This window comes from Actinoplanes sp. NPDC048791 (genome assembly GCF_040650095.1).
Taxonomy (GTDB): Bacteria; Actinomycetota; Actinomycetes; order Mycobacteriales; family Micromonosporaceae; genus Actinoplanes.
The window spans coordinates 1-17756 of sequence record NZ_JBEZGQ010000059.1; the positions used below are offsets into that span (position 1 = coordinate 1).

Here is a 17756-nt window from a genome sequence, read left to right on the forward strand (position 1 = left end):
CGGGCGACCCCCTGACCACAACCGACGAGGGTACGGCCACAGCAACGTCCCCGGCCCCGCTCTTCTCGGACGGCACCGAGGCGACCCCCGAGCTCGCTCCGACGGCAGAGGGCGACTCCGACGGGCAGTCCGACGACGGTGACAACGACGCAACGGGCCGTCCCCGCCGGCGCCGTCGTCGCGGTGGCCGAGGCACCCGCAGCGCCAGCGGCGCGGAGACGACCTCGGAGGACGGCGACGCGGCACCGGCCGCGACGGAATCGGCTCCGGCCTCGGCCGCGACGGAATCGGCTCCGGCCTCGGCCGCGACGGAATCGGCTCCGGCCGAGATGACCGGCGGCTCGGACGCAGGGGTCGGCACCGGCGCTCAGGACTGATCCACCGCAACAACCCGAAATGGGTGCCCCGCCAGTCGGCGGGGCACCCATTTTGCTCATGGCCGTTCCGAAGCTGGTCAGTGGGTCGGGGTCACGCCCAGCGCCGCGCAGGCCTGCTGATACATCCGGACCGCTTCGCCGCGGACCTGGCGGCGTTCGGTCAGGCGTTCGCTGAACGGGATCCGGACCGGCACCGCGATGCCGTCCACCGTGGCTTCGAAGTCCATCCCGTCGGGATCCAGCCCGGACATCCGGGCCGCGCTCGCCGTGCCGATGCCGCCGAGGCCGCGCACGATCAGCACGTTGTCGTCGGCGTGGTCGTCGTTCATGTGGCGGGCGATCTGCGCCACCACTTCCGGGGTGAAGGTCATGCCCAGCGCTCCTTGAGTTGGCGCAGCACAGCGATGTTGAGCCGGTAGGCCTCCTGCACCTCGGCGAGGAAATTCTGCTCGTCCGCCGGGGAGAAGGCGAGCCCGTCGAGCAATTCCCGGTAGCGGGTGCGGAAGGCCGGCGGCGAGACGCCGTCGAAGACGAAGAACCGGTGGCCTGCGCCGCTCAGGCCGTACGCCTTGGCGATCGCCGGGCCGAGATATTGGCCACCGGACAGGTCGCCCAGGTAGCGGGTGTAGTGGTGGGCGATGAAGCCCCACGGCTGGTCGAACGCCACCGCGCGCAGCCGGGCCCGGTATTCCTGGGTGGCCGGCAGGGCGCTGAGCTGGGGTGCCGGCCCGAGCAGGGTGGCCAGGTCGTGGCTCAGCGCGGGCAGCCGGGTCAGCTCGGGAAAGACGAAGTCCCCGGCTACGGGGTGGGTCGCCATCGTTTCGGCGGCCTGCTCCAGCGTCTCGTAGATGAACCAGTGCTGCGCGGCCAGGTCGGCGTAGGCCTGCCGGGGCAGCGTGCCCGCGGCGAGCGCGTCGAGGAACCCGCTGCCCTGGGCCGCGTCGTGGTCCGAGCGGGTGCCGCTGCGGAGCCGGACGGACAGCCTTTCGGTGGGAGGGTCGGCCAGGGTCATCGCAGCACCTCCATGCTTGGTTAGGTGAGCCTAACAAACAGATAGGCTCTGAAGATCAGCAAAATCGGCGGGGCAGAATGGTGGGATGCCCCAACCACTGGACGCCGTCCTCGCCGAGGTGCGTGGCCTGCTGCTTGATCCGGCGCTCACCCGCGCGGTCGCAGCCGGCAAGCGCCGCGGTGCCACCCCTTCGGTCACCCGCGCCGAGCTCCGGCCGGTCGCCCTCAAGGGTGGACCTCGGTTGCAGATCGTGACCGATGACGGCTCCCGGCCGTACACCCGGAATGTCGAACCCGGCCCGGAGGCCGCAGCGGCGGTCGATGCCCTGCTGGCCGAGCCCTTCGGGAATTGGCATGTCGAGACGGCCACGACCACCGTCCAGGTCCGCGTGACGAAGAAGGGCGACGCCCAGGTGCACCGGGCCGCGGCGGTCGAACCGGCCGTGACCCAGGGTCACGACCGGGCGAAGCAGTGGCTGCTCGATCCGGGCGATCCGCTGTTCACGGTGGTCGGTGGCACGGCGGCGAAGCGCCGCCAGGTCGACGCTTTCCTGCGGGCGCTGGCCGCGACCCTGCCGGACGAGCTGCCCGCGGAGCTGCGGGTGGTGGATCTGGGCTGCGGCAACGCGTATCTGACGTTCGCGGCCTACCGGTTCCTGGCCGATCGCGGCGTCAAGGTCCGGGTCGTGGGGGTCGACGTGCGTGAGGACCAGAGGGTACGCAACAGCGCCGTCGCCGAGCAGCTGGGCTGCGCCGATGCGGTGACCTTCGTGGCCGGCACGATCGAGGACGCCGTCGTGGCGGAGGCGCCGGATCTGGTGCTGGCGCTGCACGCGTGTGACACCGCGACGGACCAGGCGCTGGCCCGGGCGGTGCACTGGGACGCGAAGTGGGTGCTGGCGGCGCCGTGCTGCCACCACGAGATCGCGGCCCAGCTCAAGGGCCATCCCGCCCCGGCGCCGTACGGGGAGCTGACCCGGCACGCGATCCTGCGGGAACGTTTCGCGGACGTGCTGACGGATTCGCTGCGCTCGGCGCTGCTGCGGCTGCACGGGTACCGGGTGGAGGTCGTCGAGTTCGTGGACTCGGCGCACACGCCCCGGAACCTGCTGCTGCGGGCCAGACTGACCGGCACACCCCCGACCGACGATCAGCGCGCCGAGTACGAGGCGCTGACCAGCCAGTGGGGCGTGACGCCGGCGTTGGAGAAGCTGCTCACCTGACGACGGTGGTGAACGCGGCGGTGTGCACCTTGCCCGCGACCTGGAAGTCGAAGAACATCCGGTAGCGGCCGGGCCCGGGAGCAGTAAGCCAGAACTTGACGGCGCCGTCGACGGGTTGCGCCTCCGGGTGGACGTGCACATAGCCGACGTCACCCTCACGCAGCACGACCAGGTGACCGAACGCGCCCAGATACGGCTCGAGAGTCGCGGGCTTGCCGTCCGGGCCGGTCACTGTCATCAGCAGCGGCTGGGTTGCGGTTGTCCGGGGCGTACCGGCGTACGAGATGACGAAGCCGTCAGTGGTCGCCTCGGTGACCGGCGCGGGCAGCGGGACCGGCCGGTAGTCGCCCCCGACCGTCAGGTCGACGCCCAGCGTGACGGGAGTCTGCCGGCCGCCGACGACTGCGGTGAAGTCGGTGATTGCGCGGTAACTGCCGGGGGCGGTGAGGGCGAGGTCGACGCTCCAGGTGCCGTCGGGGGCCATCGTGGGGTGCAGGTGCTGGAAGCCGGTGAGGTCGCGGCGGACGAGAACGAAGTGCAGCGGCTTGTCGTGCACGACGGCGTAGGTGGTGATCGGCGCGCCGCCGGGTCCGGTGATCCGGAACCGGTACGGCTGGGCGGAGGCGGCCTTGAGCGAGGTGGCCTCGGGCACGAGGGTGAGCCCGGCGGAGGTGATCGTCAGGCCGCCGACAGCTTCGGCCGTGGCCGGCTGGGCGTTGGTGCCGTCGGCGGTGTGGACGTGCGGAGCCGCGCCGGTGTCGTCGTGAGGGGCGGTGGTGGTGCTGTTGTTGAGGGCGGCGGAGGTTGCCTGCACCCGCTCGGCGGAATTGCTGAGGCGGCCGAGGCCGTAGCCCGCGAAGAGGACAACCACGATGACCGCCGCGAATGCTGCCCGGCGGAAGCTGGCCGGGTCGGTCTTGGGCTGCCCGGCAGCCTCCTCGCCGGCGTGCCCCTGGGCGCGCGCCGGCGGCTGTCCTGCAGGGCGCTCGTCGTCCTGCCGCGCAGACTGTCCTGCAGGGCGCTCGTCGTCCTGCCGCGCAGACTGTCCTGCGGGGCGCTCGTCGTCCTGCGGCGCAGACTGACTCCCAGTCTGCTCGTCAGGCATCAGCAAGCTCGTAGCCGGCCTCGTCAACAGCGGCCCGGACCTCGTCGGCGGCAAGCGGGGCCGCGCTCGTGACCGTGACGGCGCCGGAAGCGAGGTCGACCTGGACGGCGTCGACGCCGGGCAGCTCGGAGATCTCGCTGGTGACGGCCTTGACGCAGTGCTCACAGGTCATCCCGGTCACGGTGTACGTGCTGGTGACAGACATGGTCGTTCCTTCCTCGGGCCCTCGGCCACGTATCTTCGCGACGGCGCATGCGCCTCCGCTTCGGGCTGAAACGCGGTCGGTTGCGCTCCGCTCAGGAGCGGACCAGACGCGCGATGGCGTCCGAAGCCTCTTTGACCTTGGCACTCGGGTCGCCGGCGCGGGCAGCGTCGACAACGCAGTGGGCCAGGTGATCCTCGAGCAGGCCGACCGCGACGGCGTGCAGGGCGCTCTTCGCCGCCGAGATCTGCGTGAGGACATCGATGCAGTAGGTGTCCTCGTCGACCATCCGCTGCAGGCCGCGGATCTGGCCCTCGATGCGGCGTAGGCGCCCGAGCAGGGCAGCCTTGTCGCCGGAGTACCCGTGCGGTCCGGGATGTTCGTCGTGGTCGGTGGTCATGCCACCCACAATACCCCCCACCCGTATCCAACACGGCACTCCGGTGGCGTGGCTTTTGTCTCTTTCGGCGTTGCATTCCTGACCACCGCCGTCCGCACGATCATTGTCCCGTTCGGGTCCGCGCCGCCTCCAACCGGGCTCCGAACGCACCGGTGCAGCCGCGGCGTCTTCCATCGACGCGTCAGCCCCGCCACCGAAGCAAGCACGTCACCCGCCACAGCCCCGTCAGCCCGCCACAGCCCCGTCAGCCCACCACGGCCGACGAAAGCCATCATCCCGGCCATCGCCGAAGTGAAAGCCGGCAGCCGGCCTACGGCGGGCGGAAGCATTCGGCTCCGCCACCGCCAGGCCAAAATGCCCAGCCACCACCAAATCGAAGGCCGTCAGCCCGCCAAGGCCGAGCGGGAGCCGTCAGCCCGCCGCGGCCGAGCGGGAGCCGTCAGCCCGCCGCGGCCGAGCGGGAGCCGTCAGCCCGCCACAGCCAAGGCGAGAGGCAGGACACCGGGCGCGCCGGCTTGTCGGAGGGCCCGGCCCGCCAGAACCATCGTCCAGCCGGAATCCGACATGTCGTCTACCAAGAGGACGGGGCCTTCAAGGCCTCGAAGGGACTCCGCCATCTCCGGCGGGACAGTGAAGGCGTCATGCAGAGCAAGAACTCTCTGCGCACTGTTTCCCCGCGGTCCGCTGCCACCCGTGTGCGTGGAAGTCAGCGTCCCGAGCAGTGGCAACCGGCCCACTGCCGCGATCCGCTCCGCGAGGCTGTCCACCAGCTTCGGCCGACGGTGAGAGCCGACCGAGACCACCCCCACCGGGCGCTGCGCCCAGGCGTCGTCTCCGTGCGCCCAGCCCTTCAGGACCTCGACCACGGCAGCCACCATCTCGTCCGGAATCGTGCTGTCCGCCGCCTCCGGACCCACCAGGGCTCGCAACTTGTCGCCCCACCCCAGGTCGGACAGCCGTCCGACGGCGCGGCCCGGCAGGATCTGCTCACCCGGACCGATCTTGCCCTTCAGCGAAACGCCGACGGTGGCCAGACCGGTCGGCCAGAGCTTCTTCGGGGAGATCTCCACGCCCGCGTGGCCGAGGAAGGTCTGGGCCGCGGCCAGCGCCTCGGCCGACACCTCGGCGTCGAACAGCGGGTCGGCACAGTTGTCACAGCGGCCGCACGGTGTGGCTTCCGGGTCGTCGAGGCAGCGGCGCAGGAACTCCATCCGGCAAGCCGTCGTCCCGGCGTACTCGATCATGGTTTTCTGCTCTGCCGTCCGCGCCTCGGCGACCCGGCGCAGGCGCGCGGTGTCGTAGGTCCACGGCTCGCCGGTGGAGAGCCAGCCGCCGCGGGTGCGCCGGACCGCGCCGTCCACGTCGAGGACCTTGAGCATGAGCTCCAGGCGGGTGCGCCGGAGGTCGACGATCGGCTCCAGCGCCGGCGTCGACAGTGGCCGATCAGGTGACAGCGCGGCAAGCACTGTGCGCACCTGCTCCTCGGGCGGGAACGCGAGCGAGGCGAAGTAGCGCCAGATCGCGATGTCCTCCGGGCCCGGTAGCAGGATGACCTCGGCATGCTCCACGGCTCGGCCCGCGCGGCCGACCTGCTGGTAGTACGCGATCGGCGACGGCGGCGCCCCGAGGTGCACGACGAAACCGAGGTCGGGCTTGTCGAAACCCATGCCCAGCGCGGAAGTGGCCACCAGCGCCTTGATCTTGTTGTCCAGCAGATCCTGCTCGGCGGCGCGGCGAGCGGAGTCCTCCACCTGTCCCGTGTACGACGCCACAGCAAACCCCCGTGACCGCAGGAACTCGGCAGTCTCCGTGGCCGCGGCAACCGTCAACGTGTAGACGATGCCGGAGCCCGGCAGCCGGTCGAGGTGGTCCGCGAGCCACGCCAGCCGGTGCGCCGGATTGGGCAGTTCCAGCGCCGCCAGCCGCAGCGAATCCCGCTCCAGCGGTCCGCGCAGCACGAGCGCGTCACCGAGCTGCTCGGCCACGTCAGCGGTCACACGTGAATTAGCGGTGGCCGTGGTCGCCAGCACGGGCGTGAGGCCCGGCAGACCAGCCAGGAAGGTGCGCAGCCGCCGGTAGTCAGGGCGGAAGTCGTGGCCCCAGTCCGACACGCAGTGCGCCTCGTCGACCACCAGCAGGCCGGTGCTCGCGGCCAGGCCGGGCAGCACGTTGTCGCGGAAGTCCGGATTGTTGAGCCGCTCGGGGCTGATCAGGAGGACGTCGACCTCGCCGGCCCGGATCTCGGCGGTGATCTCACTCCACTCGTCGAGGTTGGCGGAGTTGATCGTGCGGGCCCGGATGCCGGCCCTCGCCGCCGCCTCCACCTGGTTGCGCATGAGGGCGAGCAGGGGCGAGACGATGACCGTCGGCCCGGCAGGTGGATCACCGGGCTCGGCGGTGATGCCGTCGCGCAAGAGAGCGGTGGCCACGAAGTAGACCGCCGATTTGCCCCAGCCAGTGCGCTGCACACAGAGCACTCGCCGCCGATCGACCACGAGAGCCTCGATGGCTCGCCACTGGTCCTCTCGCAGCACCGCATGCTCACCGGCCAGCCGGCGCAGCACCTCCTCGGCGCACTCGCGCACCGCCACCCGTTCGGCTTCGCTCACCGCTGACCGCGTCATCTCCACCACGCCAGCATGTCTACCAGCCGGCACCGACAAGACCCGGGTTATCCACAGGCCCGATCCGCCGGGATCGTTGTCCACAGGCCGGCGATTACCCGCGCGCCCCGGCGTCGTGCGCTGCCACCATTGGCGGCATGCGAGAGAGGCTCCGAAAGCTGCACCTCGACGGCCGGGAGTTCGCCTGGAAGGCGGAGATCCGGGCCGCACCGGGCGTCGACGGCAGACGACACCGGCACATCCGGGTTCGCGTGTGGGGCGCAGGTAAGAACAGCTGTGTCCTGCAGGCCGACATGACGGAGCTGCCCGTTCCGGCTGCGTCGGAGGAGACGACGTATGCCTACCCGAGCGCGGCCATCGTGCGCTGGCTCGTCTCGTGGGGGCTGGAGGCGGGCTGGACGCCGGAGAAGGTCGGCGGGGTGTTTCGGGTGAGCTCGGCTGCTGGGCCGAACTTGCCTGGGCTGGGTTTGGTCGACCTGCCCTGACACTGGTTCCTTGACAACTAAATTTGTCGGTGGCAGCGTGGACGGCATGACGAAGACGATCGCCGAGAAGCTGCAGATCAAGCCGCACACCACGGTGTGGCTGTCGCACGCTGCCCACCTGCCCTTGCTGACCCCGATGCCGGAGGGCGTACGGGAGAGCGACGGGCTGGCGTCGGCGAGCACGGCAGTGCTGTTCGCAGACGATGCCGCGAGTGCTCGGAAGCTCCTCGAGGAGCACGCCGACGATCTCGCCAAGCCCGCGGTCCTCTGGATCGCATATCCGAAGGGCAACAAGGCGGACATCAACCGCGACACGCTCTGGCCGATCGTGGCGGACTTCGACATGCGCCCGAACGGCCAGGTGGCGATCGACGAGCGCTGGTCGGCGCTGCGGTTCCGCCCGAACAAGCCGGGTGAGGGCCGCTTCACCGGTGGTGCCCCGAAATAGCACCGAGGGATTGGCGGGCGGGCGGTACGGTCGCGGCCATGTCGGACACTGCTGCTGTTCTCGACCGCTTCCTGGCTGCCTGGTCCCGGCGGGACCTCGCAGGCGTGGTCGACTGCCTGGCCGCGGACGTGGTCTACAGCAGCTCGGACGGCAGCGTCGTGCGTGGTCGCGAGGCTGCCGGCGCCGTTTTCGCCGAGCAGCTCGACGGCGATCCCGACCTCACTATCGAACCCATCGCGGTACGGGGTGAGCGCGGTTTCGGCTACTTCTCGTATCCCGCCGCGGCCGACGGGACCACCTTGCGAGGCGTCGACGTCTACACCGTGCGGGACGGGTTGATCGTCGCCAAGGATGTGCTCAGCAAGATCGCCTGAGGTCAGCGGCCCAGCACCGTGCCGCCGTTGACGTTGATGATCTGGCCGGTCACGAAGCTGCCGCCGGGGCCGACCAGCCAGCGCACCGCCTCCGCGATGTCGTCCGGCACACCTGCCCGCTTGACCAGCGTTGCGGCCACTCGCTGGGCGTGGCCTTCCTCGGTCATCCGGCCGGTGAAGAACTCGCTGTCGGTCACGTAGCCGGGGGCGATCACGTTCGCGGTGATGCCCTCGGGGCCGAGCTGGGTGGCCAGGTCCAGCGCATAGCCGTGCAGGGCCGCCTTGGCCGCCGAGTAGGGGCCGCCACCACCCCGCTGGGCGGCGATCGAGCTGGTCAGGATGATCCGTCCACCCGGCCGGCGCAGCAACGGCAGCAGGGCGTCGGTGAGGAGCACCGCGGTCAGGACGTTGGAGTCGAGGTTTGCTCGCCAGCGCGCTGCCAGGCCTTCGGGGGTGGAGTCGTCGCCTGACACGTACGCGCCCGCGTTGTTGACGACCACGTCCACCGGGCGGCCGCCGACGGCCTCGACCACCGCGGTGGTCTGGCCGGGAACTGACAGGTCGGCGGTGACCGCCGTTGCTTGCGGGCCGATCCACTTCACCGCGTCGGCCAGCACGTCGGGGCGCCGCCCGACGATGATGACGTCGTAGCCCTCCCCCGCCAGCATTCCCGCTGTCGCCCGGCCGATTCCCGTGCCGCCCCCGCTGACCACCGCAAGCCTCGCCATGCCCCGACTCTAGAGGAGGGGCGTGCGCCGGCCGGAAGGGCCGGACAGGAGACCTGATCCACGCTGCGCCGACTACGCGGGGGTGGTGTGGTGAGGGCGGTGATGGAGCGGCGGCGCCGGGGTGCTGGGCCGGCGCCGCCGTTCAGTCAAGCGTTCTCCGGGACAGCGGAACGCAGCGTGGAAGTTGCCGGCCCCAACGCCCGCCAGGTCAGCAGCATGATGACCGCCATCGCCGCGGCCGCCGTCCAGAACGTCGCGGTGATCCCGTAGGCCTGCGCCACCGCTCCGCCCAGCAGCGAGCCCAACGCTGCCCCGCCCAGGTCGAGCAGGGAGTACACGCCGGCCGCCCGCCCGTAGAGCCCGCCTGGGATCGAGCGCTGCCGCAGCGTCGTCACCACGTTGCCCCAGACCGCGGCGTGGACGCTGAACACCACGATCATCGCCGCCGCTAGCCACGGAGTCCGGGTCAGCGCCAGCGTCGCGTGCAGCACCACTTCCACGAACAGGCCGGCTCGCAGAAGTGCCGTCGCGCTGACAGTGCGGATCAGGGCCGGAGCCGTTACCGTGCCGGCCAGGCCGCCCACCGCGAACGCCGTCAGCAGTACGCCGTAGCCCAGCCGGCTCAGGCCGAGCCTTTCGAAGGCGTACAGCACGAAGGTGGCGAAGGCGGCGCAGAAGACCACGTTGCCGAATGCCATCGTCATCGCGAGCGTGCGCAGCAGGCGGTGCTGCCACAGCCATCGGATCCCCTCCGCGATGTCCGTCCGGAGCGGCCTGCGGGGCCGGGGCTCCGGGGCCGGGATGCCACCGATGCCGGCGACCAGCGCAGCCGATGCGGCGAACGACAACGCGTTCACTCCGAACGGCACCGCCGCGGCCACCACGAACAGCCAGGCACCCAGCGGTTTCGCCGCGAACTGGTTGAGCACCGTGAACGTCGCGCCGAGCCAGGCGTTCGCCGTCGGCAGCCTCTCGGCCGGCACCAGCGCCGGGACGAACGCCGACGCCGCCGTGTCCGCCAGCGTCTCGCCCGTGCCGAGCACGAAGAAGACCGCATAGATCAGCGGTACGGTCACCACGTCGCCGGCCACCGCCGCCACCAGCGTGGCCATCGCAGCGGCTCGGATCAGGTTGACCGTCACCACCAGGCGGCGTCGGTCGAGTCTGTCCGCCCAGGCCCCGCTGATCAGGGCGAACAGCAGCCACGGCAGTTGCTGGGCGAAGACGGCGCCGGCCACCGCCGCCGGTTGGGTGGTGATCGAGGCGACCAGCAGCGGGCCTGCCGCCATCGTGACGCCGTCGCCGAGATTGGAGACCGCGCTCGCGGTCCAGAGTTTGCTGAAGTCCGCGCCGAGGCGCGGGAAAAGGGCACGCAACATTGCTCCTCAAGACAGGGGTGACGGTCGACGACCGCCCCGTGCGAGGAGCTACGGGCCGCGGGAGACTAAGCGGCGCGTCCTCGCGTCGGGGCGAAGACCGTTGCCATGTCGAGTTGCATCACGCACCCTTTCTGTCGGCTGGTAAGGCACTCTAGATCGAAACGGGGAGGTACGGGTGCGGGGTCGTTCGCCGTGGCAGTACCCGGCCCGGATCGTGCCGATCGCCTTCCTCGGTGCCATCGCCGTGGGCACCGCGCTGATGATGCTGCCGGCCGCGCGGGCCGAGCCCGGGCACGCGCCGTTCGTGACCGCGCTGTTCACCGCGACCTCCGCCGTCTGTGTCACCGGGCTGGCCGTGGTGGACACGCCGAGCTACTGGTCCGGCTTCGGCGAGGTACTGCTCACCGTGCTGTCGCAGATCGGCGGCTTCGGGATCATGACCCTCGCCACGCTGCTCAGCCTGCTGGTGTCGCGGCGGCTCGGTTTGCGCAGCCGGCTCATGGCGCAGGCCGAGAGCGCCGGCCTGTTCAGCGGCAACGTCGGCGGCGTGCTCGTCCGCGTCGCGATCGTCATGTTCGCCTCCGAGGCCGCCATCAGTGTCGTGCTCACGTTGCGGTTCTGGCTGGCGTACGACTATCCGTTCGGCCGGGCCGTGTGGGAGGCCGTCTTCCACGCCGTGCAGGCGTTCAACAACGCCGGGTTCGCGCTCTATCCCGACAGCCTGACGCGGTTCGTCGGCGACTGGTGGATCTGCGTGCCCGTGACGCTCGGCGTGCTGGCCGGCTCGATCGGCTTCCCTGTCCTGTTCGAGCTGGCGCGGGAGTGGCGTACCCCCGGCTTCTGGTCCACCCACACGCGGCTCACCGTGTGGGGCACTGTGTTGCTCAGCGGGATCGGTTTCCTGGTCTTCCTGACGTTCGAGTGGACCAATCCGCAGACCCTCGGCCCGCTCGGCACCCCCACCAAGATCCTGGCCGCGTTCACCCAGGACGTGATGACGCGTTCCGGCGGCTTCAACAGCATCGACCTGGGCAAGATGAACACCGAGACCATCGCCGTCACCAACGGCATGATGTTCATCGGCGGCGGCAGCGCCAGCACCGCCGGCGGCATCAGGGTCACCACGTTCCTGCTGCTGGCCTTTGTGATCTGGGCGGAGATCCGGGGTGAGCCCGACGTGGTCATCCGCAAGCGGCGGATCGCCGAGGAGACGCAGCGGCAGGCCATCACCGTCGCGCTGCTCGGCGTCGCCCTGGTCGCCGGCGGCACGCTGGCGCTGATCGGGCTGACCGACGACGTGCCGTTCGACCGGGCGCTGTTCGAAGTCACGTCGGCCTTCGCTACGGTCGGCCTCAGCACCGGCATCACGCCCACACTGCCGCCGTCCGCGCAGTTCCTGCTCACCATCCTGATGTATGTCGGCCGCGTCGGCACGATCGCCGTGGGAACGGCGATCGCCCTGAACACCCGCCGCCGGCTCTACCGCTACCCGGAGGAGCGACCCCTCGTTGGCTGACAGAAGACTCACCGCGAACCCGGACAACGTTGTTGTCGTCGGGCTGGGCCGCTTCGGCGGGCAGGTCGCCGCGTCGCTGGTCAACCTCGGTCACGAGGTGCTCGGCATCGACGCCGACCCGCACATCGTGCAGGACTGGTCCGACCGGCTCACCCAGGTCGTGGAAGCCGACGCCACCGACACCGAGGCGCTGCGCCAGCTCGGCGTGCAGGAGTTCGCCCGGGCCGTGGTCGGCATCGGTACGAACCTCGAGGCCAGCGTGCTGACTGTGCTGACGCTGGCGGAGATCGGCGTGCCGGAGATCTGGGCCAAGGCGATCAGCACCAAGCACGGCAAGATCCTGTCCTCGGTCGGCGCCCGGCACGTCATCTACCCCGAGGCGGAGATGGGTGAACGGGTCGCGCACCTGATCACCGGCCAGATGCTCGACTACATCGAGTTCGACGACGGCTTCGCCATCGCGAAGGTGCGGGCGCCGAAGGAAGCGATCGGCCGCACGCTGGCCGACATCGGCCTGCGCAGCAAGTGGGGCGTGACGGTGGTCGGCACCAAACTGCCGGGCGAGGACTTCACGTACGCGCGACCCGAAACGGTCGTGCCGCCGGGCTGCATCCTGATCGTCGCCGGCGACACGACCAAGGTGGAACAGTTCGCCGCGGTGACCTGACCCGAAACCGCGGCTGGGCCGGCTCAGACCGTGACTGAGAAGCCTGACTTCTTCTCCGGTGCCTTGGCCGGCGGCTTGCTCGACTTCGCCGGCGCCGGCGCCGGCGCTTTCTTCCGCGGAGACGGCTTCTTCCGCACGTCATCCGATGCCGGCATCCCCCCGGAGATCTCCGCCGAAGGAGCCGCCGCCCCCACCGCCCCGAGCACCTCAGCCTGGCAAGCCTTACCGTTCAGCACGAACGCCACCGGCAGCGGATTGCTGATCCGGTAACTCCCGCTCAACGTCACACTCGCCGACCGCCCCGGCCGCAGCTTCGTCCCGTTCTTGGCCCGCAGCACCAGTTTCCGCCCCCGCTGGGTGAGCCGTTTCGGCGCGTCGGTGAGCCGCTGACCACCCGCAAAACTGAACTCCAGCGACCACTCCGACAGCACGTGCTCCCCCGTGTTGACCACGGTCACCTGAGCGCCGAAGTCCGACCCCGAGTCACGCTGCACGCGGTAGCGGACCTTGCACCCCGTACCGTGCGGGACCACCGCCCCCGGCCCGGCACCGGCCGCCGCCGCTTGAGCTGTGCCGACGTCGACCGGCTCGCGGGTCGACGACCAGACCAGGCCCACCGCCGCCGCCAGGATGATCGTCGCGACGCCGGCCTGGATACGATGCCGCCCGGCCAGCACCGCATCCGTGAGCCGCGCCCCCGGGACCGGCAGCCCACCGGAGCGCAGCAGCCCACCCGCGCGGAACAGCCCGCCACCCAACGGCTGCGGACCGCCGAGCCGCAACGCCCGGGCCACCCGCAGACCGGCGCGGACCCGCAGCCCGGGTGCCCGGGCCGGCCGTGGCATCGGATGCGGTGACGGGCGCAGCCCGGACGCGGGCGCACCGACTGCGATGATCGGCTGAAGACCGACCAGCGCGGCCAGTTCCGCGGCGACCACGGCCGCGCCGGGCCGGTCCTCGGGCTGCTTGGCCAGGCAGCGCAGGCAGAGATCGGCGACCTGCGCCGGCATTCCGGGCAGCGACGGTACGGGCTCCGGATCAGCGAACAGGTGTGCCCGCAACGCCTGCGTGGTGTTCCCCGCCGGCCACGGCAGCCGGCCGGTGAGGGTCCGATAGAGCAGCAGCCCCAAGGCGTACACGTCGGCGGCGGGCGAGACGTGACCGCCGCCGAGCCGTTCCGGGGCCAGGTACGCCGGGGTGCCCAGCAGACTGCCGTCCGGTGCGGCGTCCCGTTGCCCGATCAGCGCCGAGATGCCGAAGTCGACGACCTTCGCTCCGGCGCCGGTGAGCATCACGTTCGCCGGGGTCACGTCGCGGTGCACCACGCCCCGGGCGTGGGCCGTGGCCAGGGCTGATGCCACCTCAGCCGCGATCACCACCGCGTCGCGCCAGGGCAGCGGGCCCTGGCGGCTCAGCCGGGCGGCGACCGACTCGCCCTCATTGAGTTCCATCACCACGTACGGGACCGAGCGGTGCTCGTCCAGCGGGGATTCCCCGAAGTCGAACACGCCGGTGATGTGCGGGTGGCACAGCCGGGCCGCGGCCAGCGCCTCCAGCCGCAGCCGGTCGCGGAACGTCGAGTCGCCGGCGAGTTGCGGCGACAGCACCTTGACGGCGACGGCCCGGCCCAGCACCTGGTCGTGGCCCCGCCACACGACGGACATGCCGCCGGTGCCGAGCCGTTCGATCAGGCGGTACCGGTCGCCGACGAGGCCGCCCTGTCCCCCGGTCGCCAGCCAACCCATGTGCCGATTGTGGCCCGAGGGACGCCCCGCTCACCGGGGGTCGGCGGAATCCAGAGAGCCGCCGGGCGTGCTCTGACCAGCACATCGCTCTTTGTCCGGAATAACCCTGAGATCGCCCGGCCGGGAGCCGATCCACCGGCCCGAAGCGCCGGTCAACACCCGGCCGGCGCCACCCGCCCACGAGCTGATCCACCGGCGCGAAGCCAGCGGCCGACTCCCCACCGCCGTCACCCAGCCAGGAGCTGATCCACCGGCGCGAAGTCGTCGGTCAGCACCCGGGCGTCGTCGATGAAATCGGTGAGTGGCTGACCCGACAGCAGCTGCACCGGCTCGTCCACCAGGTCGAGATGGTTGCGCAGCTCGTCCAGGGCCAGCGGCGACTTCGACGCGACGATCACGAAGTTCGAGCCGGTCTCACCGTCGAGGGCGGCCTGCGGTGCCACCAGGGCCACGTGCGGGAAGACGTCGGCCACCGTGGCCAGCTCGGCCCGGATGAAACGGTTCGGCGGGTAGTCGATGACGTTCTGCGCGTACACGCCGTCGGTGCGCAGGACGCGGGCGATGTCGGCGGCCATCTCCCGGGTGGCGAGGTGCCACGGGACCACCAGGTGGCCGAACGCGTCGCCGACCACCACGTCGTACCCCTGGCTCCGCTGCTCGGCCAGGCCGACCCGCGCGTCGCCGACGCGGACCCGCAGGTTCGGCCCGGTGCGCAGGCCCAGCTCGCGTTTGTCCAGGTCGACCAGGCCGCCGTCGAGCTCCAGGACGAGCTGGTCGCTGCCGGGCCGGGTCCGCGACACGTACGCCGGAACGGTGAACCCGCCCCCACCCAGGTGCAGCGCACTGATCGGGGCACCACCGGCCCGCACGACATCCACCACGGCACCGATCCACTGCACGTACGCGAACTCAAGGTGGGTCGGATCGTTCAGGTCGACGTACGAATGCCGCGCCGAGTTCAGGATCAGCGTCCGCCCACCGGCCACGCTCGGATCGGCGTCGACCCGCGCGCAGTGATAGGCGGTCTCGATGTCGCAGGGGGTCGGCGCGGTGGCCCCCAGCCCGGCCCCGAACAGCCCGATGGTGACCACGACCGCCCTCGTCCGTGGCTTGCCGGGCAGCTTCAGCTCCGGGTTGTTGCGGTGCAGCCACCAGCCCAGCCCGAAGCCGGCCACGGCCAGCACCCCGGCCAGGGTCAGCACGATCCAGCTGCTGGGCATCGCGGCGACGAAGACGAAGCCCGTGCCCAGCGTCGCGGTGATCGCCCCGAGCGTGCCGAAGCTGGACAGCCGGCCCACCACCTCGCCGGTCCGGCGCAGGTCGCCGAGCTGCAGCTTCACCGTCAGCGGGGTGATCGCGGCGAGCAGGAACGCGGGCAGGAAGACAGCCAGCACGGCCAGCAGCAGCACGGCCGGCGCCGACCCGCCGCGCAGCAGCTCACCACCCCAGCGGACCAGCGGCAGGGTGATCGCCGTGCCGATCGCCGCCAGCAGCAGTGCGGGGGCGAGCAGCAGCCGGGGGTCGAACTTGTCGGCCAGCCGGCCGCCGAGCCAGGTGCCGTACGCGATGGCGGCCAGCGAGATGCCGATCACCGAGCTGCTGACCTGCAGGGTCACCCCGACGTAGGGGCCGACGAGCCGCAGCGCCACGATCTCCAGGACCAGCACGGCACCGCTGGCGAAGAACACCAGAGCGGTGGCCAGTCCGGAAGGCAGGGCGCGCGGGGCGGAGGTCTCCATCGCGCGGATGCTACCGGCGCGCGCCTGTCAGATGACTGATAGGTGCACGTGGTTGGTGTGGGTCGCGGCCGGTCCGCCCGAGCCGCTGTACGAGCGCCAGCCGGTGCCCGGATGCCAGATCTGCCGGTACCAGATCACGTACAGCACGCCGAGCCGTGAGGAGTTCTTCACGAAGTACGCCGCGAGGTTGTCGCCGTACGTACGGTCGCCGCCGGAGGCGTTGACGTTCTCGAAGCCGCCGGAAGCCGCGGAGAAGTCACAGGCTCGACCCTTGGGGTGCTCACCGGAGGAACGCTGACTGAAGCAACCTGTGTACCGCTTGAAACCCGCCGCCCGAGCCTGCTGGTACGCGTTCAGCGTCCGCGGCGTGATGCACCCGCTGCCGCCCGGGGAGGGGTCGCTGACCGAGCAGGACTCCTTGGGCCAGGAGCCGTCGGAGTTGCGCGGGGCCGGCTTGGCCAGCGGCGAGTTGGCGTTGATGAAGCCGCTGCGCGCCGCGCCGCCGCCGGCGATGGCCAGCGCCTGCTCGGCCTGCTGCTTCTTCTTGGCCATGACCTTGACCTGGTTCTGCTGTTCCTTGACCTCCAGGTCGATGGCCTGCTTGGCCTTCGCGGTGGTGGTCAGCGCCTCGCGGTACCCGGTCAGGGCCTTGCCGTCGATCTGGGCCATCTGGTCCAGGCGCAGCGCCCGCTCCATGAACGTCTCCGGCGAGGAGGCGTTGAGCAGCAGGGTCATCGTGTTGAAACGGCCCTGCCGGTACGCGCGGTTGGCGATCTCCCGGACCCGGACCTGCAGCTCGGCGGTCTTCTGCTTGGACTGAGCCAGCGTGACAGTGAGCTGCTTCTGCCGCTTCTGGGAATTGTCGAGCTTGTTCTTGGCTTCGATGTGTCCCTTGGCCGCGGACTCGAGCGCCGACCGCAGCGTCTTGGTGCCGCCCTCGTCGTCCGGATCCGCGTGCGCGGCCGGGGCGGCGACGAGCAGCACCGCGAGGGCAGCGAGAATGGCCAGGACAGGCTGGAGCCGGCGCAGGAGAGTCGCCGCCACGGTCTACCTCCCAAGTCGTGAGCGCGGTGACTCTACCGCGCCGCACGTCGAAACGGCAGCGCGCTCACGTCGACGAATATCCACCGTCGACGAAGAGTGTCTGGCCGGTCACCGCAGAGCTAGCGGCACTCGCCAGATACACCGCGCATCCGGCGAAATCGCTCGGCAGCCCGTTCCGGCCGATCATCGTGCGCCGGGCGTGCGCGGCGACCTTCTCCGGATCGGCGAAGACTGGCTCGGTCAGCGGCGTGTGCACCACGCCGGGGGCGACCGCGTTGCAGCAGACGCCCCGGGCCGACCACGCCTCGGCCTGCGAGCGGGTCAGGGCCACCAGACCGGCCTTCGAGACGCCGTAGGCGCCGCTGTTGCCGTACGCGCGGAAGGCCTGCTGGGAGACCACGTTGATGATCCGACCCCAGCCGCGCCCGGCCATCGCGGTACCGAAGCGCTGCCCGAGCAGGAAGGGCGCGGTCAGGTTGGCGGCCATGGTGACGTCCCAGTCGTCGCCGGTCAGCTCATCCATCGGCGGGCGCCGGTTCACTGCCGCCGCGTTGACGAGGATGTCCGGTTCCCCGTACCGGCTGATGATCGTGTCGATCGCGGCCGGGAGCGCCGCCCGGTCGGCGAGATCCGCCGGGACCGCGGCAGCCTCGACCCCGTCGGCGGCCAGCTCGCGGACGGTCTCGGCC

At 71.0% G+C, this 17756-nt stretch carries 18 protein-coding genes and 1 pseudogene; 7 read left to right on the forward strand and 12 right to left on the reverse strand.

What is annotated here, in order from left to right; all coding sequences use genetic code 11:
• Window positions 1–377, forward strand: a pseudogene (locus AB0C29_RS07355) (hypothetical protein); the annotation flags it as partial.
• 77 nt (window positions 378–454) lie between these two features.
• On the opposite strand, the gene AB0C29_RS07360 reads toward AB0C29_RS07355, so the two are convergent.
• Window positions 455–748, reverse strand: a complete 294-nt coding sequence (locus AB0C29_RS07360) for a DUF2470 domain-containing protein (RefSeq protein WP_212987390.1) — start codon at window positions 746–748, stop codon at window positions 455–457.
• A complete protein-coding gene (locus AB0C29_RS07365) occupies window positions 745–1389 on the reverse strand; it encodes a biliverdin-producing heme oxygenase (protein WP_360816512.1) in 645 nt (214 codons plus the stop codon). Before AB0C29_RS07365 ends, AB0C29_RS07360 begins: the two co-directional genes overlap by 4 nt.
• Before the next feature lie 85 nt (window positions 1390–1474).
• Here AB0C29_RS07365 and AB0C29_RS07370 point away from each other — a divergent pair, with 85 nt between their 5' ends.
• Window positions 1475–2611 carry an SAM-dependent methyltransferase gene (locus AB0C29_RS07370; RefSeq protein ID WP_360816515.1) on the forward strand — a complete coding sequence of 379 codons (1137 nt, stop codon included), beginning with the start codon at window positions 1475–1477 and terminating at the stop codon, window positions 2609–2611.
• Here AB0C29_RS07370 and AB0C29_RS07375 read toward each other — a convergent pair.
• From AB0C29_RS07375 to AB0C29_RS07390, 4 genes are all read right to left on the reverse strand, one after another.
• Window positions 2604–3716: a hypothetical protein gene (locus AB0C29_RS07375; protein WP_360816518.1), complete on the reverse strand. Its 1113-nt coding sequence runs from the start codon at window positions 3714–3716 to the stop codon at window positions 2604–2606. The genes AB0C29_RS07370 and AB0C29_RS07375 overlap by 8 nt on opposite strands.
• On the reverse strand, window positions 3709–3921 hold the full coding sequence (locus tag AB0C29_RS07380) for a cation transporter (protein ID WP_360551646.1): 213 nt from the start codon (window positions 3919–3921) through the stop codon (window positions 3709–3711). Before AB0C29_RS07380 ends, AB0C29_RS07375 begins: the two co-directional genes overlap by 8 nt.
• A 91-nt stretch (window positions 3922–4012) precedes the next feature.
• A complete protein-coding gene (locus AB0C29_RS07385) occupies window positions 4013–4318 on the reverse strand; it encodes a metal-sensitive transcriptional regulator (protein ID WP_360551644.1) in 306 nt (101 codons plus the stop codon).
• A 467-nt stretch (window positions 4319–4785) separates the two neighbouring features.
• Window positions 4786–6942 (reverse strand): DEAD/DEAH box helicase, encoded by a 2157-nt coding sequence (locus tag AB0C29_RS07390; RefSeq protein ID WP_360816521.1) that lies wholly within the window; start codon window positions 6940–6942, stop codon window positions 4786–4788.
• A gap of 137 nt (window positions 6943–7079) precedes the next feature.
• Here AB0C29_RS07390 and AB0C29_RS07395 point away from each other — a divergent pair, with 137 nt between their 5' ends.
• From AB0C29_RS07395 to AB0C29_RS07405, 3 genes are read left to right on the forward strand one after another with little or no spacing between them, the layout of a single operon-like run.
• Complete coding sequence (locus AB0C29_RS07395; RefSeq protein ID WP_360816523.1) at window positions 7080–7427, forward strand: integrase; 348 nt, start codon at window positions 7080–7082, stop codon at window positions 7425–7427.
• Window positions 7428–7473: 46 nt separating this feature from the next.
• Window positions 7474–7875 carry a hypothetical protein gene (locus AB0C29_RS07400; RefSeq protein ID WP_360816526.1) on the forward strand — a complete coding sequence of 134 codons (402 nt, stop codon included), beginning with the start codon at window positions 7474–7476 and terminating at the stop codon, window positions 7873–7875.
• Window positions 7876–7913: 38 nt separating this feature from the next.
• Window positions 7914–8249 (forward strand): nuclear transport factor 2 family protein, encoded by a 336-nt coding sequence (locus tag AB0C29_RS07405; RefSeq protein ID WP_360816529.1) that lies wholly within the window; start codon window positions 7914–7916, stop codon window positions 8247–8249.
• A gap of 2 nt (window positions 8250–8251) precedes the next feature.
• On the opposite strand, the gene AB0C29_RS07410 is transcribed toward AB0C29_RS07405, so the two are convergent.
• A complete protein-coding gene (locus tag AB0C29_RS07410) occupies window positions 8252–8977 on the reverse strand; it encodes an SDR family oxidoreductase (protein ID WP_360816532.1) in 726 nt (241 codons plus the stop codon).
• Between the two features lie 146 nt (window positions 8978–9123).
• A complete protein-coding gene (locus AB0C29_RS07415) occupies window positions 9124–10353 on the reverse strand; it encodes an MFS transporter (protein WP_360816535.1) in 1230 nt (409 codons plus the stop codon).
• Window positions 10354–10576: 223 nt separating this feature from the next.
• Between AB0C29_RS07415 and AB0C29_RS07420 the strand changes: the two genes are divergently transcribed.
• Both AB0C29_RS07420 and AB0C29_RS07425 read left to right on the forward strand, forming a co-directional pair.
• Entirely contained in the window at window positions 10577–11872 is a 1296-nt protein-coding gene (locus AB0C29_RS07420) for a potassium transporter TrkG (protein WP_360816553.1), read from the forward strand.
• A complete protein-coding gene (locus tag AB0C29_RS07425) occupies window positions 11865–12539 on the forward strand; it encodes a TrkA family potassium uptake protein (RefSeq protein ID WP_360816538.1) in 675 nt (224 codons plus the stop codon). The genes AB0C29_RS07420 and AB0C29_RS07425 overlap by 8 nt, the downstream gene beginning before the upstream one ends.
• Window positions 12540–12562: 23 nt before the next feature.
• On the opposite strand, the gene AB0C29_RS07430 is transcribed toward AB0C29_RS07425, so the two are convergent.
• From AB0C29_RS07430 to AB0C29_RS07445, 4 genes are all read right to left on the reverse strand, one after another.
• Window positions 12563–14284 carry a serine/threonine-protein kinase gene (locus tag AB0C29_RS07430; protein WP_360816541.1) on the reverse strand — a complete coding sequence of 574 codons (1722 nt, stop codon included), beginning with the start codon at window positions 14282–14284 and terminating at the stop codon, window positions 12563–12565.
• A 227-nt stretch (window positions 14285–14511) separates the two neighbouring features.
• The gene (locus AB0C29_RS07435; RefSeq protein ID WP_360816544.1) at window positions 14512–16023 is read right to left on the reverse strand and encodes a fused MFS/spermidine synthase; all 1512 of its coding nucleotides are present in this window, start codon (window positions 16021–16023) and stop codon (window positions 14512–14514) included.
• Window positions 16024–16050: 27 nt separating this feature from the next.
• A complete protein-coding gene (locus tag AB0C29_RS07440) occupies window positions 16051–17067 on the reverse strand; it encodes a hypothetical protein (RefSeq protein WP_360816547.1) in 1017 nt (338 codons plus the stop codon).
• 64 nt (window positions 17068–17131) lie between these two features.
• Window positions 17132–17756, reverse strand: a 625-nt coding sequence (locus AB0C29_RS07445) for an SDR family oxidoreductase (RefSeq protein ID WP_360816550.1), incomplete at its 5' end; no start/stop codon positions are given.